At 52.0% G+C, this 21,248-nt stretch carries 14 protein-coding genes, 6 tRNA genes, 3 rRNA genes and 1 riboswitch; of the genes, 4 read left to right on the top strand and 19 right to left on the bottom strand.

Annotated features, from left to right (window positions below):
• Window position 1: 1 nt before the first annotated feature.
• From secE to SBG_RS18940, 6 genes are all read right to left on the bottom strand, one after another.
• Window positions 2-385: a preprotein translocase subunit SecE gene (gene secE, locus SBG_RS18965; protein ID WP_001275693.1), complete on the bottom strand. Its 384-nt coding sequence runs from the start codon at window positions 383-385 to the stop codon at window positions 2-4.
• Between the two features lie 229 nt (window positions 386-614).
• Window positions 615-1,799, bottom strand: a complete 1,185-nt coding sequence (tuf, locus tag SBG_RS18960; RefSeq protein WP_000031748.1) for an elongation factor Tu — start codon at window positions 1,797-1,799, stop codon at window positions 615-617.
• Between the two features lie 115 nt (window positions 1,800-1,914).
• Window positions 1,915-1,990: transfer RNA gene (locus SBG_RS18955), tRNA-Thr, on the bottom strand.
• Between the two features lie 6 nt (window positions 1,991-1,996).
• A tRNA-Gly gene (locus SBG_RS18950) sits at window positions 1,997-2,071 on the bottom strand.
• Window positions 2,072-2,187: 116 nt separating this feature from the next.
• A tRNA-Tyr gene (locus tag SBG_RS18945) sits at window positions 2,188-2,272 on the bottom strand.
• Between the two features lie 8 nt (window positions 2,273-2,280).
• Window positions 2,281-2,356 (bottom strand) — tRNA-Thr (locus SBG_RS18940).
• 19 nt (window positions 2,357-2,375) lie between these two features.
• On the opposite strand from SBG_RS18940, the gene SBG_RS18935 reads away from it, so the two are divergent.
• The gene (locus SBG_RS18935) at window positions 2,376-2,549 is read left to right on the top strand and encodes a hypothetical protein (protein ID WP_038393466.1); all 174 of its coding nucleotides are present in this window, start codon (window positions 2,376-2,378) and stop codon (window positions 2,547-2,549) included.
• Between the two features lie 207 nt (window positions 2,550-2,756).
• On the top strand, window positions 2,757-3,707 hold the full coding sequence (gene coaA, locus SBG_RS18930) for a type I pantothenate kinase (RefSeq protein ID WP_000023066.1): 951 nt from the start codon (window positions 2,757-2,759) through the stop codon (window positions 3,705-3,707).
• 33 nt (window positions 3,708-3,740) lie between these two features.
• Here the strand turns inward: coaA and birA are convergent, their stop codons facing one another.
• The 9 genes from birA to btuB all read right to left on the bottom strand — a co-directional run bounded on the left by birA (window position 3,741) and on the right by btuB (window position 14,422).
• The gene (birA, locus tag SBG_RS18925; protein ID WP_000654645.1) at window positions 3,741-4,703 is read right to left on the bottom strand and encodes a bifunctional biotin--[acetyl-CoA-carboxylase] ligase/biotin operon repressor BirA; all 963 of its coding nucleotides are present in this window, start codon (window positions 4,701-4,703) and stop codon (window positions 3,741-3,743) included.
• A complete protein-coding gene (gene murB, locus SBG_RS18920) occupies window positions 4,700-5,728 on the bottom strand; it encodes a UDP-N-acetylmuramate dehydrogenase (RefSeq protein WP_001011710.1) in 1,029 nt (342 codons plus the stop codon). The genes birA and murB overlap by 4 nt, the downstream gene beginning before the upstream one ends.
• A gap of 182 nt (window positions 5,729-5,910) precedes the next feature.
• Window positions 5,911-6,026: ribosomal RNA gene (gene rrf, locus SBG_RS18915) — 5S ribosomal RNA — on the bottom strand.
• A 195-nt stretch (window positions 6,027-6,221) separates the two neighbouring features.
• A 23S ribosomal RNA gene (locus SBG_RS18910) occupies window positions 6,222-9,226 on the bottom strand.
• A gap of 305 nt (window positions 9,227-9,531) precedes the next feature.
• Window positions 9,532-9,607, bottom strand: a tRNA-Ala gene (locus tag SBG_RS18905).
• A gap of 110 nt (window positions 9,608-9,717) precedes the next feature.
• A tRNA-Ile gene (locus tag SBG_RS18900) sits at window positions 9,718-9,794 on the bottom strand.
• Window positions 9,795-9,863: 69 nt separating this feature from the next.
• Window positions 9,864-11,405 (bottom strand): 16S ribosomal RNA (locus tag SBG_RS18895).
• Together the 16S, 23S and 5S rRNA genes with 2 tRNA genes alongside form the textbook arrangement of a ribosomal RNA operon.
• 376 nt (window positions 11,406-11,781) lie before the next feature.
• Window positions 11,782-12,633 carry a glutamate racemase gene (murI, locus tag SBG_RS18890; protein ID WP_000201796.1) on the bottom strand — a complete coding sequence of 284 codons (852 nt, stop codon included), beginning with the start codon at window positions 12,631-12,633 and terminating at the stop codon, window positions 11,782-11,784.
• Window positions 12,578-14,422: a TonB-dependent vitamin B12 receptor BtuB gene (gene btuB / locus SBG_RS18885; protein WP_000594828.1), complete on the bottom strand. Its 1,845-nt coding sequence runs from the start codon at window positions 14,420-14,422 to the stop codon at window positions 12,578-12,580. Before btuB ends, murI begins: the two co-directional genes overlap by 56 nt.
• Window positions 14,423-14,487: 65 nt before the next feature.
• Window positions 14,488-14,683, bottom strand: a riboswitch (cobalamin riboswitch).
• Between the two features lie 114 nt (window positions 14,684-14,797).
• Here btuB and trmA point away from each other — a divergent pair.
• Window positions 14,798-15,898, top strand: coding sequence for a tRNA (uridine(54)-C5)-methyltransferase TrmA (gene trmA, locus SBG_RS18880; protein ID WP_000186963.1), 1,101 nt, complete (start codon window positions 14,798-14,800; stop codon window positions 15,896-15,898).
• A 93-nt stretch (window positions 15,899-15,991) separates the two neighbouring features.
• On the opposite strand, the gene SBG_RS18875 is transcribed toward trmA, so the two are convergent.
• Together SBG_RS18875 and fabR are read right to left on the bottom strand one after the other, a co-directional pair.
• Entirely contained in the window at window positions 15,992-16,351 is a 360-nt protein-coding gene (locus SBG_RS18875) for a YijD family membrane protein (RefSeq protein WP_000813840.1), read from the bottom strand.
• A gap of 15 nt (window positions 16,352-16,366) precedes the next feature.
• Window positions 16,367-17,002, bottom strand: a complete 636-nt coding sequence (fabR, locus tag SBG_RS18870; protein WP_000971961.1) for an HTH-type transcriptional repressor FabR — start codon at window positions 17,000-17,002, stop codon at window positions 16,367-16,369.
• Window positions 17,003-17,200: 198 nt separating this feature from the next.
• Between fabR and sthA the strand changes: the two genes are divergently transcribed.
• The gene (gene sthA, locus SBG_RS18865) at window positions 17,201-18,601 is read left to right on the top strand and encodes a Si-specific NAD(P)(+) transhydrogenase (protein WP_001120789.1); all 1,401 of its coding nucleotides are present in this window, start codon (window positions 17,201-17,203) and stop codon (window positions 18,599-18,601) included.
• Here the strand turns inward: sthA and oxyR are convergent.
• A complete protein-coding gene (oxyR, locus tag SBG_RS18860; RefSeq protein WP_001025922.1) occupies window positions 18,584-19,501 on the bottom strand; it encodes a DNA-binding transcriptional regulator OxyR in 918 nt (305 codons plus the stop codon). The genes sthA and oxyR overlap by 18 nt on opposite strands.
• 279 nt (window positions 19,502-19,780) lie before the next feature.
• Window positions 19,781-21,163, bottom strand: coding sequence for an argininosuccinate lyase (gene argH / locus SBG_RS18855; RefSeq protein ID WP_001240114.1), 1,383 nt, complete (start codon window positions 21,161-21,163; stop codon window positions 19,781-19,783).
• Window positions 21,164-21,248: the final 85 nt, after the last annotated feature.

Below are 21,248 nucleotides of genomic sequence, written 5' to 3'. Positions count from 1 at the left end.
CTCAGAACCTCAGGCCAGTGATAAAGGATACCAGGCGAACCAGAATACCATCCAGTCCCCACAGGATCAGTGACATAACTGCGGTAACCGCAGCAACGATCAACGTGGTGTGTAGCGTTTCCTGGCGAGTTGGCCAAATGACCTTACGGACTTCGGTTCTCGCTTCACGGGCAAAAGCAACGGTTGCTTTACCTTTTGTCGTCAACAGCGCGACACCACCCGCTGCAGCAATCAGAATTACTACGGCCAGCGCACGCAGCGGCAGCATCATGTCGCGATAGAGGTAGTTGCCGACGATTGCGACGATCAGCAATACGGCAACAACTATCCACTTCATCGCTTCCAGGCCGCGCCCGCTCCCTTGAGCTTCGGTATTCGCACTCATAAACCAACCTGTCAGAAGTATTCTACAAACATTTTCACCCCGCAATCGCGAGGCAATCCAAATCGAAACGCTTATTCGCCTTTCGGATTATACGCCCTCTACAGAGCCTGTCTCAGCAATGATTATGACAAATAAAATCACTGATGAGCCAGGTTCTGGTGTGAAAGCGTGCAAAAAGGGCATCAAATGATGCCCTTTTATTGCGCATTGCGTCAAATATTATCAGCAATTAGCCGAGAACTTTAGCTACAACGCCTGCGCCAACGGTACGGCCGCCTTCACGGATTGCAAAACGCAGACCGTCGTCCATCGCGATCGGGTGGATCAGGGTAACAACCATTTTGATGTTGTCGCCCGGCATTACCATCTCTACGCCTTCCGGCAGTTCGATGGTGCCAGTCACGTCAGTCGTACGGAAGTAGAACTGCGGACGGTAGCCTTTGAAGAACGGAGTGTGACGGCCGCCTTCATCTTTGGACAGAATGTACACTTCAGATTCGAACTTGGTGTGCGGCTTGATGGTGCCCGGCTTAGCCAGTACCTGGCCACGTTCGATTTCTTCACGTTTGATACCACGCAGCAGAACACCAACGTTCTCACCAGCACGGCCTTCGTCCAGCAGTTTGCGGAACATTTCAACGCCAGTACAGGTAGACTTCTGCGTCTCTTTGATACCAACGATTTCAACTTCTTCGCCCACTTTGATGATACCGCGTTCTACACGACCGGTAACAACGGTACCACGACCGGAGATGGAGAATACATCTTCGATCGGCAGCAGGAACGGCTTGTCAATCGCACGCTCTGGTTCCGGAATGTAAGAATCCAGGAAGCCAGCCAGTTCGATGATTTTCGCTTCCCACTCTGCGTCGCCTTCCAGCGCTTTCAGAGCAGAACCACGAACGATCGGCGTGTCGTCGCCCGGGAAGTCGTACTGAGACAGAAGTTCACGAACTTCCATTTCTACCAGTTCCAGCAGCTCTTCGTCATCAACCATGTCGCATTTGTTCAGGAACACGATGATGTACGGAACGCCTACCTGACGACCCAGCAGGATGTGCTCACGGGTCTGCGGCATCGGGCCGTCAGTCGCAGCAACAACCAGGATCGCGCCGTCCATCTGCGCAGCACCGGTGATCATGTTTTTAACATAGTCGGCGTGCCCCGGGCAGTCTACGTGTGCGTAGTGGCGAGTCGGGGTGTCATATTCAACGTGAGAAGTGTTGATGGTGATACCACGCGCTTTTTCTTCCGGCGCGTTATCGATCTGGTCGAATGCGCGGGCAGCACCGCCGTAGGTTTTAGCCAGTACGGTAGTGATGGCAGCGGTCAGCGTTGTTTTACCATGGTCAACGTGGCCGATAGTACCGACGTTAACGTGCGGTTTTGTACGTTCAAACTTTTCTTTAGACATCGATTGTCCCTCTAAGACACGGATAAATCGGTGATATCACCACATCAACCAGGCAACACGCCCGACTTGTTGAATGCTAATAAACAGAAGAGAAAAACAGGAAGGAGAAAAGAAGTGGTGCTGATAGGCAGATTCGAACTGCCGACCTCACCCTTACCAAGGGTGCGCTCTACCAACTGAGCTATATCAGCACATCTTGGAGCGGGCAGCGGGAATCGAACCCGCATCATCAGCTTGGAAGGCTGAGGTAATAGCCATTATACGATGCCCGCATCCTGGAACTCGGCTACCTGATTTTCATTCTGCACTGAATATCGAGAGAAACTCTCTTTATTCGAGCCGGTAAGCGAACTTATCGTCTCGGGCTGCGCTATCGCGCGGCCGAAAATGGTGGTGGGGGAAGGATTCGAACCTTCGAAGTCTGTGACGGCAGATTTACAGTCTGCTCCCTTTGGCCGCTCGGGAACCCCACCGGACTTGATGGTGCCGACTACCGGAATCGAACTGGTGACCTACTGATTACAAGTCAGTTGCTCTACCTACTGAGCTAAGTCGGCATCAAGTAGCGCGCATTCTATGGAGACCTGCGTGCTCATGCAACTAAAAAATTGCATAAAATGTTCTATCGCTCACATTTTGCGCTATAAGAGACAAAAATGTGCTAATTTCAAACAAGAGAGCATAAATTTTCGGCACTTTGCTGGCTGCCCAGTCCGGATACGGCGTAGCGTTTTAACACTACGTCGATAAAAAGCGATCTTCTGTATCTGGTATATTCGTCACATTGCTTCTCAGGGATAGCTTTCGCAGCGAGATTTTTTCTTATTATTCCTCCCCATCTGGTGTTACCCTCCTGCCCATTGTCCAAATTAACTTTAATGTGACGTGCTGTTGCATGTCAGGGATGGCCCCGTTCATCGCTGAACTGATGTAGCAATAGCAGCCAGAAATATGCTTATGAGTATAAAAGAGCAATCGTTAATGACGCCTTACCTACAGTTTGATCGCAGTCAGTGGGCTGCGCTTCGTGATTCTGTGCCAATGACCCTGGCTGAAGATGAGATCGCGCAGTTAAAAGGCATTAATGAAGATTTATCGCTGGAAGAAGTTGCAGAAATATATTTACCGCTTTCCCGTTTGCTAAATTTTTACATCAGTTCAAACCTGCGCCGCCAGGCCGTTCTGGAACAATTTTTAGGCACCAACGGCCAACGAATTCCTTATATCATCAGCATCGCGGGCAGCGTTGCGGTTGGTAAAAGCACGACTGCACGCGTTCTGCAAGCATTGCTTAGCCGCTGGCCGGAACACCGCCGCGTTGAATTGATTACTACAGACGGCTTTCTTCACCCAAATCAGGTGTTAAAAGACCGTGGGTTAATGAAGAAAAAGGGCTTTCCCGAATCGTATGATATGCACCGACTGGTGAAGTTTGTTTCTGACCTCAAGTCAGGCGTACCGAACGTGACAGCGCCTGTCTATTCACATTTGATCTACGACGTTATTCCCGATGGGGATAAAACCGTCGCCCAACCTGATATATTAATTCTTGAAGGTTTAAATGTTTTACAAAGCGGCATGGATTATCCTCATGATCCACACCATGTATTTGTCTCTGATTTTGTCGATTTCTCTATTTACGTTGACGCGCCGGAAGAACTTCTTCAGACATGGTATATCAATCGCTTCCTGAAATTCCGTGAAGGGGCGTTTACCGATCCTGATTCTTATTTTCACAATTATGCAAAACTGTCTAAAGAAGAGGCAATTAATACTGCTGCTTCGCTTTGGAAAGAAATTAACTGGCTGAATCTAAAGCAAAATATTTTACCCACAAGAGAGCGCGCTAGCCTGATTATGACTAAGAGCGCAAACCATGCGGTTGAACAGGTTAGGTTAAGAAAATAACAGAAGAAAGGGGAGCAACCACTCCCCTTTTTATTATTCAGCGCTTCGCAACGATATTTCCCCACCCATCCAGGGTTTAATTACGCCATCCTGTTCAAGTAGTAAGGCCCCCTGAGCATCAATACCACGAGAAATACCGAATATTTCTTTGTCGCCGATAATCAGTTTTACCGGACGATGAATAAAATTATCCAGCTTTTCCCAGCGTGAGAGATATGGAGAAAGCCCTTCCTGTTCAAAAAGTTCAAGCGCGGTTCGTAGCTCATGAATCAGCTTCGCGGCCAGCGTATTACGATCGAGCATAATTCCGGCCTCCTGTAGGTTGATCCATCCCTGGTTTACTACACCCTCTTCGACACGACGCATCGCCATGTTAATTCCGGCACCAATCACTATCTGTGCAGCATCACCCGTTTTACCGGTTAACTCGACCAGAATCCCGGCCAATTTGCGATCCTGCAGGTAGAGATCGTTAGGCCACTTCACGCGGACCTTATCAGCGCCCAGTTCACGGAGCACTTCTGCCATCACGATCCCAATCACCAGACTTAAGCCTATCGCGGCTGCAGGTCCCTGCTCCAGACGCCAGTACATAGAGAGATACAGGTTCGCACCAAACGGTGAGAACCATTTACGCCCACGACGACCACGCCCTGCCTGCTGGTATTCTGCCACACAGGCATCGCCGGAGTGCAGAGAGCCAATTCGATCAAGTAAATACTGATTCGTTGAATCGATAACAGGTAATACCACAACCTTACCGCCCTCCAACTGGCTGTGTATACGTTCGGCATCCAGCAACTGGATGGGCTCCGGTAAGCTATACCCCTTTCCGGGAACGGTAAACACATCTACGCCCCAGTCACGTAGTGTCTGGATATGTTTATTAATTGCCGCACGGCTCATTCCCAGCTGTTCACCTAACTGCTCGCCTGAGTGAAACTCTCCGTCAGCAAGGAGTGAGATCAACGTCAGAGGAACGGTATTATCTTTCATGCAATGACCTCCACGGCATTTACCTCGCCCATCCGCCCAATAAACCTGACTTCCGGCTCCAGCCAGACGTTGAATTTCTTGCCGACTTTCTGTCGTACATGGTGTGCCAGCCTGATAACATCCTCACTTTTCGCCTCACTGGCATTGATCAAGACCAGCGCCTGATGTCGATGCACGGCCGCTCCGCCGATCTGAGTACCTTTCAGCTGGCACTGATCAATCAGCCAGCCTGCAGCCAGTTTTACCGAACCATCGGGCTGGGGATAGTGAGGCGCATTCGGGAATTGTGCCAGCAATGCTTGTGCAACCTCCGTCGCGACGACGGGATTTTTAAAAAAACTGCCGGCGTTGCCGTTCACTTTCGGATCGGGCAGTTTTGTCGTGCGCATATGACAGACGGCGTCATAGATCTGCTGCGGCGTGACGGTAGCGGGATCAAAGCGTGTAAGATCTCCATAGGTCAGTACCGGTTGCCATTGTTTGGGTAAGCGTAATCCTACGGCGACAATAGCTACCCGATCCTGATATTCATGTTTGAAAATACTGTCACGGTACCCGAAACGGCACTCCGTTGCGGTAAGGCGCAAAGGTTTCCCCGTCATCAATTCTACGCCGTCGACATAGTCACAGACACGTTTGAGCTCTACACCATACGCGCCGATATTCTGAATAGGGGAAGAGCCCACGCAGCCTGGAATTAGCGCCAGATTTTCCAGACCAGGCATTCCTTGTTCAAGAGTTTGCTGTACCAGATGATGCCAGTTCTCACCGGCACCAACATGCAAATGCCATGCTTCAGGCGATTCTGTAATTTCAATTCCTTTTATACGGTTAACGATCACCGTCCCCTGAAAAGGCTCCAGGAAGAGAACATTGCTCCCTTCACCCAGAATTAATACCGGGTGATGTAATGCAGCGGCCGATTGCCAGGCATGCAAAAGTTGTTGTTGGTTTTCGGCGCATACAATCTCGTTAGCACGTTGATCGATACCGAAGGTATTCCAGGGTTTTAGGGAGAAATTCATAGATGCTTTCCTGATGCAAAATCAGGCTTAGTTTACCGCATCTATGTAGGGAAGGCTTGCGGTTATGTAGACGGAACAGCAGGCCGGGTGGCGGCCTCGCCTTATCCGGCCTGCGGCGCTGTCCTGTCAGGCCACAGACGCAAAAAAGCCCATCCGTCAGGATGGGCTTCTTCTTGTCTGATGCCTGGCAGTTCCCTACTCTCGCATGGGGAGACCCCACACTACCATCGGCGCTACGGCGTTTCACTTCTGAGTTCGGCATGGGGTCAGGTGGGACCACCGCGCTAGTGCCGCCAGGCAAATTCTTGTGCTCGGTACGCAATACTTTATCGCATCAGCGGCGTTGGCTGCACTCGTAAAGTCAGTCACATACTTCAGTATGCTCCTTCCTTTCCTTCGCTTGCCGCCTTGCTGCTGCGCAAATTATTGCGTACTACAATCCGGAATCTGAGCTGAAAATTATCTCAATCCGCCAAAACATCTTCGGCGTTGTAAGGTTAAGCCTCACGGTTCATTAGTACCGGTTAGCTCAACGCATCGCTGCGCTTACACACCCGGCCTATCAACGTCGTCGTCTTCAACGTTCCTTCAGGAGACTTAAAGTCTCAGGGAAGATTCATCTCGGGGCAAGTTTCGTGCTTAGATGCTTTCAGCACTTATCTCTTCCGCATTTAGCTACCGGGCAGTGCCATTGGCATGACAACCCGAACACCAGTGATGCGTCCACTCCGGTCCTCTCGTACTAGGAGCAGCCCCCCTCAATCTTCCAGCGCCCACGGCAGATAGGGACCGAACTGTCTCACGACGTTCTAAACCCAGCTCGCGTACCACTTTAAATGGCGAACAGCCATACCCTTGGGACCTACTTCAGCCCCAGGATGTGATGAGCCGACATCGAGGTGCCAAACACCGCCGTCGATATGAACTCTTGGGCGGTATCAGCCTGTTATCCCCGGAGTACCTTTTATCCGTTGAGCGATGGCCCTTCCATTCAGAACCACCGGATCACTATGACCTGCTTTCGCACCTGCTCGCGCCGTCACGCTCGCAGTCAAGCTGGCTTATGCCATTGCACTAACCTCCTGATGTCCGACCAGGATTAGCCAACCTTCGTGCTCCTCCGTTACTCTTTGGGAGGAGACCGCCCCAGTCAAACTACCCACCAGACACTGTCCGCAACCCCGGTCAGGGGCCCACGTTAGAACACCAGCCATTAAAGGGTGGTATTTCAAGGACGGCTCCACGCAGACTGGCGTCCACGCTTCAAAGCCTCCCACCTATCCTGCACATCAAGGACCAGTGTTCAGTGTCAAGCTATAGTAAAGGTTCACGGGGTCTTTCCGTCTTGCCGCGGGTACACTGCATCTTCACAGCGAGTTCAATTTCACTGAGTCTCGGGTGGAGACAGCCTGGCCATCATTACGCCATTCGTGCAGGTCGGAACTTACCCGACAAGGAATTTCGCTACCTTAGGACCGTTATAGTTACGGCCGCCGTTTACCGGGGCTTCGATCAGGAGCTTCGCGTTACCGCTGACCCCATCAATTAACCTTCCGGCACCGGGCAGGCGTCACACCGTATACGTCCACTTTCGTGTTTGCACAGTGCTGTGTTTTTAATAAACAGTTGCAGCCAGCTGGTATCTTCGACTGACTTCAGCTCCACGGGTAAACCGCTTCACCTACGTGTCAGCGTGCCTTCTCCCGAAGTTACGGCACCATTTTGCCTAGTTCCTTCACCCGAGTTCTCTCAAGCGCCTTGGTATTCTCTACCTGACCACCTGTGTCGGTTTGGGGTACGATTTGATGTTACCTGACGCTTAGAGGCTTTTCCTGGAAGCAGGGCATTTGTTGCTTCAGCACCGTGGTGCTTCGTCGTCACGCCTCAGCCTTGATTTTCCGGATTTGCCTGGAAAACCAGCCTACACGCTTAAACCGGGACAACCGTCGCCCGGCCAACATAGCCTTCTCCGTCCCCCCTTCGCAGTAACACCAAGTACGGGAATATTAACCCGTTTCCCATCGACTACGCCTTTCGGCCTCGCCTTAGGGGTCGACTCACCCTGCCCCGATTAACGTTGGACAGGAACCCTTGGTCTTCCGGCGAGCGGGCTTTTCACCCGCTTTATCGTTACTTATGTCAGCATTCGCACTTCTGATACCTCCAGCATGCCTCACAGCACACCTTCAACGGCTTACAGAACGCTCCCCTACCCAACAACACTTGCGTGCCGCTGCCGCAGCTTCGGTGCATGGTTTAGCCCCGTTACATCTTCCGCGCAGGCCGACTCGACCAGTGAGCTATTACGCTTTCTTTAAATGATGGCTGCTTCTAAGCCAACATCCTGGCTGTCTGGGCCTTCCCACATCGTTTCCCACTTAACCATGACTTTGGGACCTTAGCTGGCGGTCTGGGTTGTTTCCCTCTTCACGACGGACGTTAGCACCCGCCGTGTGTCTCCCGTGATAACATTCTCCGGTATTCGCAGTTTGCATCGGGTTGGTAAGCCGGGATGGCCCCCTAGCCGAAACAGTGCTCTACCCCCGGAGATGAGTTCACGAGGCGCTACCTAAATAGCTTTCGGGGAGAACCAGCTATCTCCCGGTTTGATTGGCCTTTCACCCCCAGCCACAGGTCATCCGCTAATTTTTCAACATTAGTCGGTTCGGTCCTCCAGTTAGTGTTACCCAACCTTCAACCTGCCCATGGCTAGATCACCGGGTTTCGGGTCTATACCCTGCAACTTAACGCCCAATTAAGACTCGGTTTCCCTCCGGCTCCCCTATTCGGTTAACCTTGCTACAGAATATAAGTCGCTGACCCATTATACAAAAGGTACGCAGTCACCCCACCACTAAGCCCCCTCTGCTTCTTTTGCGGTTGAACGTCGCTTACGCTCCGTTAACCCTCTCCTCAGCAAAGGATGCGTCATGGAACTCACCACTGGCTTAGTGGTGGGGCTCCCACTGCTTGTACGTACACGGTTTCAGGTTCTTTTTCACTCCCCTCGCCGGGGTTCTTTTCGCCTTTCCCTCACGGTACTGGTTCACTATCGGTCAGTCAGGAGTATTTAGCCTTGGAGGATGGTCCCCCCATATTCAGACAGGATACCACGTGTCCCGCCCTACTCATCGAGCTCACAGCAGGTGCATTTTCGTGTACGGGGCTCTCACCCTGTATCGCGTGCCTTTCCAGACACTTCCACTAACACACCTGCTGATTCAGGCTCTGGGCTCCTCCCCGTTCGCTCGCCGCTACTGGGGGAATCTCGGTTGATTTCTTTTCCTCGGGGTACTTAGATGTTTCAGTTCCCCCGGTTCGCCTCATTAACCTATGGATTCAGTTAATGATAGTGTGACGAGTCACACTGGGTTTCCCCATTCGGACATCGCCGGGTCAAGGGTTCATATCACCTCGCCGGCGCTTTTCGCAGATTAGCACGTCCTTCATCGCCTCTGACTGCCAGGGCATCCACCGTGTACGCTTGGTCGCTTAACCTCACAACCCGAAGATGTCTTTTCTGTCCGGCTTGTTGCGCGTCGTGAATACTGCGTTGTTCCGTACTCGCGATGCTCATGGACATTAAGTCCACTGCGCTCGCTGCGTGCGGTACGCCTTGTCTTCACTTCGCTCACATCGCCTTTTACAGGTTTCTTCTGATTGCGATAATTGAGAGACTCACGAACAATCGAAATTGTTCTGTGTTTCAATTTTCAGCTTGATCCAGATTTTTAAAGAGCAAAACTTCGCAGTGAACCCTTTCAGGTACACTCTGAAGTATTCTTTCGTAAACACTCACAAGATGGTGGAGCTATGCGGGATCGAACCGCAGACCTCCTGCGTGCAAAGCAGGCGCTCTCCCAGCTGAGCTATAGCCCCATCGTGTAGTCAGAACCTCTTTACCGTTGATTCGTTTCCGGGCGCGGCGTGGTGAAGCGAAGCATACTGAAGTATGCGAGCTTTGCCACAACAAAGCACGGGAGCGAATCTGGTAGGCCTGAGTGGACTTGAACCACCGACCTCACCCTTATCAGGGGTGCGCTCTAACCACCTGAGCTACAAGCCTGTAGAGGTTTTACTGCTCGTTTTTCATCAGACAATCTGTGTGAGCACTGCAAAGACCGTTTCTTTCAGGTAAGGAGGTGATCCAACCGCAGGTTCCCCTACGGTTACCTTGTTACGACTTCACCCCAGTCATGAATCACAAAGTGGTAAGCGCCCTCCCGAAGGTTAAGCTACCTACTTCTTTTGCAACCCACTCCCATGGTGTGACGGGCGGTGTGTACAAGGCCCGGGAACGTATTCACCGTGGCATTCTGATCCACGATTACTAGCGATTCCGACTTCATGGAGTCGAGTTGCAGACTCCAATCCGGACTACGACGCACTTTATGAGGTCCGCTTGCTCTCGCGAGGTCGCTTCTCTTTGTATGCGCCATTGTAGCACGTGTGTAGCCCTGGTCGTAAGGGCCATGATGACTTGACGTCATCCCCACCTTCCTCCAGTTTATCACTGGCAGTCTCCTTTGAGTTCCCGACCTAATCGCTGGCAACAAAGGATAAGGGTTGCGCTCGTTGCGGGACTTAACCCAACATTTCACAACACGAGCTGACGACAGCCATGCAGCACCTGTCTCACAGTTCCCGAAGGCACCCTCGTATCTCTACAAGGTTCTGTGGATGTCAAGACCAGGTAAGGTTCTTCGCGTTGCATCGAATTAAACCACATGCTCCACCGCTTGTGCGGGCCCCCGTCAATTCATTTGAGTTTTAACCTTGCGGCCGTACTCCCCAGGCGGTCGACTTAACGCGTTAGCTCCGGAAGCCACGCCTCAAGGGCACAACCTCCAAGTCGACATCGTTTACGGCGTGGACTACCAGGGTATCTAATCCTGTTTGCTCCCCACGCTTTCGCACCTGAGCGTCAGTCTTCGTCCAGGGGGCCGCCTTCGCCACCGGTATTCCTCCAGATCTCTACGCATTTCACCGCTACACCTGGAATTCTACCCCCCTCTACGAGACTCAAGCCTGCCAGTTTCGGATGCAGTTCCCAGGTTGAGCCCGGGGATTTCACATCCGACTTGACAGACCGCCTGCGTGCGCTTTACGCCCAGTAATTCCGATTAACGCTTGCACCCTCCGTATTACCGCGGCTGCTGGCACGGAGTTAGCCGGTGCTTCTTCTGCGGGTAACGTCAATCAACAAGGTTATTAACCTTGTCGCCTTCCTCCCCGCTGAAAGTACTTTACAACCCGAAGGCCTTCTTCATACACGCGGCATGGCTGCATCAGGCTTGCGCCCATTGTGCAATATTCCCCACTGCTGCCTCCCGTAGGAGTCTGGACCGTGTCTCAGTTCCAGTGTGGCTGGTCATCCTCTCAGACCAGCTAGGGATCGTCGCCTTGGTGGGCCGTTACCCCACCAACAAGCTAATCCCATCTGGGCACATCTGATGGCAAGAGGCCCGAAGGTCCCCCTCTTTGGTCTTGCGACGTTATGCGGTATTAGCCACCGTTTCCAGTAGTTATCCCCCTCCACCAGGCAGTTTCCCAGACATTACTCACCCGTCCGCCACTCGTCAGCAAAGCAGCAAGCTGCTTCCTGTTACCGTTCGACTTGCATGTGTTAGGCCTGCCGCCAGCGTTCAATCTGAGCCATGATCAAACTCTTCAATTTAAAAGTTTGATGCTCGTGAATTAAACTTCGTAATGAATTACGTGTTCACTCAGAGACTTGGTATTCATTTTTCGTCCGAGGACGTTAAGAATCCGTATCTTCGAGTGCCCACACAGATTGTCTGATAAATTGTTAAAGAGCAGTGCCGCTGCGCTTTTCTCAGCGGCGCGGGGTGTGCATATTACGCTTTCCCGCTTCAGAGTCAAGCGTTTGTTTTCGCTTTTCTCCGTGAGGTTCTGGTCTGAACCCCGCTGACCCGGCGGCCTGTGTGCCGTTGTTCCGTGTCAGTGGTGGCGCATTATAGGGAGTTATTTCCGCCTGACAAGAGGAATTTTAAAATAATTTTCTGAGTGTCTACTATTTACCCAAAACCCCCTTAAACCGCCAGTTTTTCGAGCATTCTAAAGCCATAACGCGCTAAAACGGGTAATAACTGTTCAGTCTCCGGCGTTATTGCCATGCAATACGCTATATTGGCATCGGTTGATTTCGCATCCGGCGCCTCATGTTCCAACAGCCAGGCCGTACGACGCGCTATCGCCGCGCCGGAATCCACTAAACGCGTCCCTTCGGGCAGGACTTGCAAAAGCTCGTCCCGTAATAGAGGAAAATGCGTACAGCCCAAAACGACCGTGTCAGGCGGCTCCGGCATTCGCAGCCACGGACGCAATATACGGCGCAGAGCATCCAACGAGACTGGATGACCATGTAATTTCGCTTCAGCCTGTTCCACCAGCTCAGCCGAGCCCAACATGGCTATCTGGCATTCATTAGCGAAGCGCGCAATCAGCTCGTGAGTATAAGGACGTTTGACCGTCGCTCTCGTCGCCAGTAGCCCTACAATGCCGTTTACGGTGAGCCGTGCAGCAGGTTTAATCGCAGGTACGACCCCCACCACTGGGAAGGCAAACTTCTCACGTAATGCCGGAAGAGAAACCGTGCTGGCGGTATTACAGGCAATCACTGCTAATGAAAGGGGATAGCGCTGCTGTACCGCCGTGACAATCTCAACAACACGCGCAACGATAAACTCTTCGCTCTTTTCCCCATAGGGGAATGCCACGTTATCGAAAGCATATATATAGTGGAGATCCGGCAGGAGCCGCCGAATCTCATCATAGACCGACAATCCACCGACGCCGGAATCAAATACCAGCACGGTGGGACGTGGTTCAGAAGGTGTAGCTGCCAGACAAGGTATATTCTCGTCCTGCAGTTTGGTAGCCATAAACTGTCTCGTAATCTTTGTCGAACAGGTTAGCTATTTTACCACGAACTGTCAGATGTGAGGTGAGCGGATATGAAACGGTAAGATCCCACAAACTGACGCCACCCATTTTCACCGTCCGGTATGGGTAAGCGGAGAAGTCCGTATCATATCGGGAGCCCAGGTATTGATACGTCACCCCCCAGTCAAAATCGTAAACTTCCCAGTCGAGTTGATATTTCACCATCTGTTTAGAACGGCGAGGTAATGGCGTATCGGTAATCGCATTACGCGCATCAACGTAATCATAACTCACCGTATGCGTTAATGGCCCGGTATCGAAATTCGCCGTCGCCTCAATGCCTTTAATGCGTGCCTTACCTTCGTTGTAATATTTTTGCAGATGATCGTCATAATCGATCATGTCATTAATATCGTTACGGTAACCTGAAATACGCCAACTAACGCCAGCGGTGAGCCCTTCAAATGCGCCTTCCCACTGTTTGCTTTTTTCAGGATTCAGGTTGGGATTACCATAATAGCCGTAAAGTTGACCCAGATTGGGCGCTTTGTAAGAGGTTCCATAGGAGGCAATAAAGCGGTAGCCTTCGATGAACTCCCACCCCGCACTGGATTGCCAGGTACCATGACGACCAAACTGGGAGTTGTCATCGCTGCGCGCCGCCGCTTCCAGGGTAAAATCGCCCAACTGCTGTAACCCAGTCAGGTAAACGCCGGTATTGCGTTGGTCATACCCTTCCGGCACATAGCCAGTTCCTGGCGTGGTAGTCTGTTTCTGCCAGTCCACGCCCGTCCCGACATTACCATGTCCAACGACGACGCTGTTGGTCCACTGAACATTGTACTGCTTCATCTCATCCAGCGTGGCGGAAGTATCATACCGGCCATAATGCGGATCATAGTTGTAATCTTTACTGTGGCTATAGCTTGAAACCAGCTGAGACTGAATGCGTTCGCCATTAAAACGCAACCCAGCGTCCCAGCTTTGGCTATAAAGCTTACGTGTATCAATCAACGGCGAGCCTGGCGAGTAATAGGCGTCATAGTTGGTACGATTGTCGTAACCATACCCCCGCACAAATCCGCTCCAGCTATCAGAAAAGCTATGCTCTAACGCGCCGTAAAGCGTTTTACTCAAAAAGCCATCCCGATCGGGCTGGGCCTGCATTCCGGTGCTGCCTTTCGCTACGACGTCAAACCCTTTGGTGTATTCGTAATCTCCGATTAACGTTGCCCGCGTGTTTTCACCAAGCTGTTGTTGCGTCGAGATGTCGTAATTCTGGTAGCCATTACTTCCCCATCCTGCGGTTAATGCTGTGCCTGGGTTATCGCGTGTCGTAATAATATTCACAACACCGCCAATAGCATCGGAACCATAAATAGCGGAGCGTGGACCGCGGATATATTCAATACGCTGTACCAGCGACACCGGGAACTGACTGAGATCAGCGGACCCGCTTACGCCCGCTAGATTCAGACGCACGCCGTCAATCAATACCAGTACATGGCTGGAGTTAGTGCCGCGAATAAAAATGGAGGAGTTTTGTCCAACGCCGCCGCTCTGTGCAATATCGACGCCGGGCAGACGGCGCAGAACGTCATTCACGGAGGTTGATTGCCAGCGCTCAATGTCCTGGCGCGTCACGATGGTTACGGGAGCCAGAACCGCACTACGCGGCTGCTGAAAACGGTTAGCGGTAACAACAAGGGTATCCGGGCTGGTATCCTGCGCCCAAGCGGAAAAAGCCGTGACGGAGAACGCCGTCAGCAGCGTAACGTTTTTAATCATTGTAAAGCATCCACAATATAAGAAGGATGCCGCAGGCTTCATCGATAGTACGCGATGATGAAAACCAGATGCGACGTCAGCCGGCAGGTCTTCGGGCTTAGAAGGGTTGCTCTTGCGTCGAACAACAAAAGATGATGACTTCCCACCTGTCGGCAGTGTCTGCTTACGCACTCATCTCGCCTTTCCTTACCGCTGCGCGTCAGCTCCAGATTTACACTGGATTCCCTGGTAACTCATAAAACCGGCCCTCGGATGCTACCGTCTGTAACAACCCCCTGTCCAGACCACGCGTCATAAATCTGAAATCATCAATAGCTGGACATCCACCGGGCAATCCCTACAATCCCCGCGTACTTTTATTATTCAGGATGCGATATGACCCCCGAACATCTTCCGACAGAACAGTATGACGCGCAGCTGGCTGAAAAAGTGGCGCGCCTGCAGAGTATGATGGCGCCGTTTTCTGGCCTGGTTCCGGAAGTCTTTCGCTCGCCGGTCAGTCATTATCGTATGCGCGCAGAGTTTCGCCTGTGGCATGATGGCGATGATCTGTACCACATTATGTTTGATCAGCAGACTAAAAACCGGATTCGTGTTGACAGCTTCCCGGCGGCCAGCCAACTGATTAATACTTTAATGAAGGCGATGATTGTCGGCGTGCGCGATAATCACGTACTGCGGCATAAGCTGTTCCAGATCGATTACCTTACCACCCTCAGCAACCAGGCGGTGGTATCATTGCTGTACCATAAAAAGCTGGACGAAACGTGGCGTGAAGCCGCTTCAGCGTTGCGCGACGCTTTGCGCGCGCAAGGGCTGAACGTACATTTGATTGGCCGGGCCACCAAAACAAAAATCGAACTGGATCAGGACTACATCGACGAGCGTCTGCCAGTGGCAGGCAGAGAGATGATCTACCGCCAGGTGGAAAATAGCTTTACCCAGCCCAATGCCGCAATGAACATTCAGATGCTGGAGTGGGCGCTGGATGTCACAAAAGGGTCGACAGGCGATCTGCTGGAGCTTTATTGTGGCAACGGCAATTTTTCTTTAGCGCTGGCGCGTAATTTCGACCGCGTACTGGCAACCGAAATCGCCAAACCGTCCGTCGCGGCTGCACAGTACAATATTGCTGCTAATCATATTGATAATGTGCAGATCATTCGCATGGCGGCGGAAGAGTTTACTCAGGCGATGAACGGTGTGCGTGAGTTTAACCGTCTGCAGGGGATCGATCTGAAAAGCTATCAGTGCGAAACCATTTTTGTCGATCCGCCGCGCAGCGGCCTGGACAGCGAAACAGAAAAAATGGTACAGGCCTATCCCCGTATCCTGTACATTTCCTGCAATCCGGAAACGTTGTGCAAAAACCTGGAAACGTTAAGCCAGACGCACACGGTATCTCGCCTGGCGCTGTTCGATCAGTTTCCGTATACACATCATATGGAGTGCGGTGTGTTGTTAACCGCAAAGTAAAATGCAGGCCGGATACGGCGGTTACGCCGCCATCCGGCAGTCACGCCACAACATTATCGCCGAATAGCGCTACGCTTATCCGGCCTGTAACCATTATTCCACGCTTTCCTGTTTCCGATTACGCATCTTAAAGCCAATCCAGAAGACCAGAATCACCGACAACACCGCCGGGAAGAAGTTGGAACCGATGTCCGGGTATTCTGCACGCACGACGGTGCTATACAGTAAAACGCCAAGAATAAAACAGGCGGCGGCCAACCCCGGCAAACCTACCGGCATAGTACGATTTTGGTAGCGCTGATGCAGACAATATACTGTCAGCACCAGCGAGATAATTGGAAATACGGAAAACGGCACAATAGTGCTGAACAGCGCCGCAAATGTGCCATTAATCGATAAGCCAGCGATGAGCGCCAGCAACAGCGTACCTTTATCTTGACCTGACTGTTTCATTGCTCGTCCTTCACGTTATTCGGAATGATGTGCGATTTTCTCTTGCTCACGGCGATACCAGTAATACGCCCCTTTCGCAATCATGCGCAGTTGCAATACCAGCCGCTCTTCTAATTGCCGACGCTGTTCAGCGCCAACATCCAATGCTTCTGCGCCCGCGCTAAAGACAATGGTGACCATCGCTTCAGCCTGGGCTTCAGTAAACGCGCGCGGCATATGGTTTTCGAGTTCCAGATAGTCGGCAAGTTCCGCAATAAAGTGCTGAATTTCCCGTGCGACGGCGGCACGAAACGCTGCTGAAGTACCAGAGCGCTCACGCAGCAACAGACGGAAGGCGTTGGGATTGTTACCAATGAACTCCATAAAGGTGGAGACCGACGTGCGAATGACGCTGCCGCCTTTTGCAATACGTTGTCGCGCCTGACGCATCAACTGACGCAGCATCAGACCGCTTTCATCCACCATCGTCAGACCGAGTTCATCGACATCGCGAAAATGACGGTAAAACGACGTTGGCGCAATGCCTGCTTCACGCGCCACTTCACGCAAACTCAGGCTGGCGAAACTTCGCTCAGCGCTCAGTTGACTGAACGCGGCTTCCACCAGCGAACGCCGGGTTTTTTCTTTTTGTTGCGCTCTAACACCCATCACAATGTCTGAATCCTTCCATATGCCTTATCCGGCACTATACCAGAGAATAAAAGTAACGGGTTCACACTGGATTGTGAATGATTGTTTACAGACAGTTTGTGCGCTGGCTTCGCAAAAAAGCACAACGATAATTGGGTTAAAGCTGGGCAAATGTTATCATCGTGTTTATTTTATGTATAAAAACAGGTGAGTAATACCATGCCACATTCCTGGGATTATGATGCAGTCGTCATAGGGTCAGGCCCCGGCGGTGAAGGCGCTGCAATGGGTCTGGTTAAGCAAGGAGCACGCGTCGCGGTAATTGAACGTTATCACAACGTCGGCGGCGGATGTACCCACTGGGGCACCATCCCATCCAAAGCCCTTCGCCACGCCGTCAGCCGCATTATCGAATTTAATCAAAACCCGCTCTATAGCGACCACTCCCGTCTTCTTCGTTCTTCATTCGCCGATATACTCAACCATGCCGATAACGTGATTAATCAGCAAACACGTATGCGGCAAGGGTTTTATGAACGTAATCACTGTGAAATCTTGCAGGGCAATGCCCATTTTATCGACGAACATACCCTGGCGCTGGAGTGTCATGACGGCACGGTTGAAACCCTGACGGCAGAAAAATTTGTCATTGCCTGCGGTTCACGTCCCTACCATCCCAATGATGTGGATTTCTCGCATCCGCGCATTTATGACAGCGACTCGATCCTTAGTCTCCATCATGAACCGCGCCATGTCATTATTTATGGCGCCGGCGTTATCGGCTGCGAATATGCATCCATCTTCCGCGGTATGGATGTGAAAGTCGATTTGATCAATACCCGAGATCGCCTGCTGGCCTTTCTTGATCAGGAGATGTCCGATTCCCTCTCTTACCATTTCTGGAATAGCGGCGTGGTCATTCGCCACAATGAAGAGTATGAGAAAATCGAAGGCTGTGATGATGGCGTCATCATGCACCTGAAATCCGGCAAAAAACTGAAGGCTGACTGCCTGCTCTATGCTAATGGCCGTACCGGTAATACCGATTCGTTGGCGCTGGAGAATATTGGTCTGGAAACAGACAGCCGTGGACAGCTCAAGGTCAATAGCATGTATCAGACAGCCCTGCCGCATGTCTATGCGGTTGGCGACGTGATTGGCTATCCCAGTCTGGCTTCCGCAGCCTACGACCAGGGACGTATTGCAGCGCAGGCTCTGGTGAAAGGCGAGGCGACAGCGCATCTTATCGAAGATATCCCCACCGGGATTTATACCATTCCGGAAATCAGTTCTGTCGGCAAAACCGAGCAGCAGTTAACGGCAATGAAAGTGCCTTACGAAGTAGGCCGCGCTCAGTTTAAGCATCTGGCACGAGCGCAAATCGTCGGCATGAACGTCGGCACTCTGAAGATCCTGTTTCATCGGGAAACCAAAGAAATTCTGGGGATTCATTGTTTTGGCGAACGCGCCGCCGAGATTATTCATATCGGCCAGGCGATCATGGAGCAGAAAGGCGGTGGTAACACCATCGAGTACTTTGTTAACACCACCTTTAACTACCCAACTATGGCGGAAGCTTATCGGGTTGCAGCGTTAAACGGCTTAAACCGCTTGTTTTAACGCCTTGTCGAAATGGCCATCCATTGCGCCCCGGATGGCCTCTGCCAGTTGCTCATAGCGGCTACGCAGCGGCGAGCCCGGACGATAAACCAGCCCCACGGTACGACGCGGTTCCGGCTTAATACACGGCAGATAGACAACGCCATCACGCTTACGCTCTTGCGGCACGGCCAGCGCGGGGAGTAATGTAATGCCGCTGCCCGCTGCGACCATATTACGCAGCGTTTCCAGACTGGTCGCCCGGAAATGGGTATCTTCATCCGCACCCGCTTCGAAACAGAACCCCATCGCCTGATCGCGCAGACAGTGTCCGTCTTCCAGCATCAGCAATTTTTCGCCTGCCAGGTCGGACATCGGCACCCGATCGCGATTCGCCCACGGATGATCCTCATAGATGGCCAGCATCATCGGCTCATCAAACAACGGCACTTCGATGAATGCCTCGCTCTCTTTCACCAGCGCCAGAATAGCGCAGTCAAGCTTGCCGCTATCAAGTTGTGCTAACAGTTGATGAGTTTGCGCTTCATGCAGATACATTTCCAGTTTAGGGAAAGACTGGTGCAGCATCGGAATAATAAGCGGCAACAAATAGGGACCGACTGTGGGGATTAAACCAATGTGCAATGGACCAGACATCGTCTCGCCTTGCTGGCTTGCCATCTCCTTGAGCACTTTGACCTCACGCAGCACGGTACGCGCCTGATCCACCAGCAGTAAACCCGCCTGGGTAAACAGCACCTTACGGCTTGTACGCTCCAGCAGCATAACGCCCAGCTCATCTTCCAGCTTACGAATTTGCCCGCTAAGGGTTGGCTGGCTAACGTGACAGGAGTCCGCCGCTCGCCGGAAATGGCGATGTTCGGCTAACGCCACCAGATATTCAAGATCACGAATATTCATTATTCATCCTCCGTCGCCACGATAGTTCATGGCGATAGGTAGCATAGCAACGAACGATTATCCCTATCAACCTTTCTGATTAATAATACATCACAGAAACGGCGCGGTTTCTCGTTTAACCCTTGAAGTTACCGCCCGTTCAGAGGGTATCTCTCGAACCCGAAATAACTAAAGCCAACGTGAACTTTTGCGGACCTCTGGTCCGCTTTTTTTTGCATAAAAAAGCCTGGCGTTGCTTACACTCGGCCAGGCTGTATTATCTGATGGCGCTACGCTTATTCAGGCCTGCAACGTGAGGCGAGCCTTCGCATCGGCGATAGCCTGCGCCACCTGCTGTGGTGATACACCACCTTTTGCCGCCCGTTTATCCAGGCACGATTGCAACGACAATATCGGATACACGTCGTCGCCAATCACGCGGCTGAATTTTTGTAAATCGACCAACGGCAAGGCCTCCAGCGGCTTACCCTGGCGAATGGCTTCAACCACCGCTTCGCCGACAATATGGTGCGCTTCGCGGAACGGCACGCCTTTCGCAACCAGATAATCCGCGAGCTCCGTCGCATTGGCGTAACCCTGTTGCGCCGCATCCTGACAGCGTGGGCGTTTCACCTGAATACCGTCCAGCACCAACACCGCCATCTGCAGGCAATCAAGCCAGGTATCAAGCGCGTCGAACAGCCCTTCTTTGTCTTCCTGCATATCCTTGTTATAAGCCAGCGGCAGACCTTTTAAGGTCATCATCATGCCGGTAAGCGCCCCCTGTACGCGACCACATTTACCGCGAATCAGCTCCAGCGCATCCGGATTTTTTTTCTGCGGCATTAACGATGAACCAGAAGTAACACGATCAGAAAGTTCCACAAAGCCTGCTTCACCAGAATTAAAGAAAATTAAATCTTCAGCAAAACGTGACAGATGCACCATGCCGATAGCCGCATCAGAAAGAAGCTCCAGCACATGGTCACGATCGGACACACTGTCCAGACTGTTGCGGGTTGCAGAAGCGAAGCCCAACCAGCCTGCCAATTGTTCACGGTCGATTTCATAGGCCGTTCCCGCCAGCGCGCCGCAGCCCAGCGGGCTCACGTCCAGACGTTTTAGCGCGTCCTGCAGGCGGCTTTCATCCCGGGCCAGCATTTCGACATACGCGAGGCACCAGTGCGCGAACGTGACCGGCTGTGCGCGTTGCAGATGGGTATAGCCCGGCATTACCGCATCCTGATTCGCTTGCGCGGTTTCCACCAACATGCTTTGCAACTGGCGGTTCGCCACCAGTAGCCCGGTAACGGTATCTTTACACCACAGCTTCAGATCGGTCGCCACCTGGTCGTTACGACTACGCCCGGTGTGCAGTTTTTTACCTAATTGTCCGACCTTATCAATGAGCTTGCTTTCCACCCAGCTATGGATATCTTCGGCATCGCTTTGCAGAATCTGCTGCGGATTCGCACGCACCTCTTCGAGCAATACATTCAGTGCGGCTTCCAGTTGGTGCTGTTCATCAACGGTTAACACGCCGACGGTCACTAACGCTTTGGACCAGGCCACAGAACCGACAATATCCTGCTCCGCCAGGCGGTAATCGAAACGTAACGAATCATTGAATTGTTTAAACCGCTGGTCAGCCGCCTGCGTAAAACGCCCACCCCAAAGTGCCATAATATGCTTCCTTAAATTCTTCCAATTTCACTGCCGGATGGCGCTACGCTTATCCGGCCTACAATTTCTGTTCACGTAGGCCCGA

Source organism: Salmonella bongori NCTC 12419 (assembly GCF_000252995.1).
Classification (GTDB): Bacteria; Pseudomonadota; Gammaproteobacteria; order Enterobacterales; family Enterobacteriaceae; genus Salmonella; species Salmonella bongori.
This window is presented reverse-complemented; position numbering and strand designations above follow the sequence as displayed.

Coding starts and splice junctions, on each gene's coding strand:
- secE (WP_001275693.1), bottom strand. CDS start 385: ATGAGTGCGAATACCGAAGCTCAAGGGAGCGGGCGCGGCCTGGAAGCG.
- tuf (WP_000031748.1), bottom strand. CDS start 1,799: ATGTCTAAAGAAAAGTTTGAACGTACAAAACCGCACGTTAACGTCGGT.
- SBG_RS18935 (WP_038393466.1), top strand. CDS start 2,376: ATGGAGACCTGCGTGCTCATGCAACTAAAAAATTGCATAAAATGTTCT.
- coaA (WP_000023066.1), top strand. CDS start 2,757: ATGAGTATAAAAGAGCAATCGTTAATGACGCCTTACCTACAGTTTGAT.
- birA (WP_000654645.1), bottom strand. CDS start 4,703: ATGAAAGATAATACCGTTCCTCTGACGTTGATCTCACTCCTTGCTGAC.
- murB (WP_001011710.1), bottom strand. CDS start 5,728: ATGAATTTCTCCCTAAAACCCTGGAATACCTTCGGTATCGATCAACGT.
- murI (WP_000201796.1), bottom strand. CDS start 12,633: ATGGCTACCAAACTGCAGGACGAGAATATACCTTGTCTGGCAGCTACA.
- btuB (WP_000594828.1), bottom strand. CDS start 14,422: ATGATTAAAAACGTTACGCTGCTGACGGCGTTCTCCGTCACGGCTTTT.
- trmA (WP_000186963.1), top strand. CDS start 14,798: ATGACCCCCGAACATCTTCCGACAGAACAGTATGACGCGCAGCTGGCT.
- SBG_RS18875 (WP_000813840.1), bottom strand. CDS start 16,351: ATGAAACAGTCAGGTCAAGATAAAGGTACGCTGTTGCTGGCGCTCATC.
- sthA (WP_001120789.1), top strand. CDS start 17,201: ATGCCACATTCCTGGGATTATGATGCAGTCGTCATAGGGTCAGGCCCC.
- oxyR (WP_001025922.1), bottom strand. CDS start 19,501: ATGAATATTCGTGATCTTGAATATCTGGTGGCGTTAGCCGAACATCGC.
- argH (WP_001240114.1), bottom strand. CDS start 21,163: ATGGCACTTTGGGGTGGGCGTTTTACGCAGGCGGCTGACCAGCGGTTT.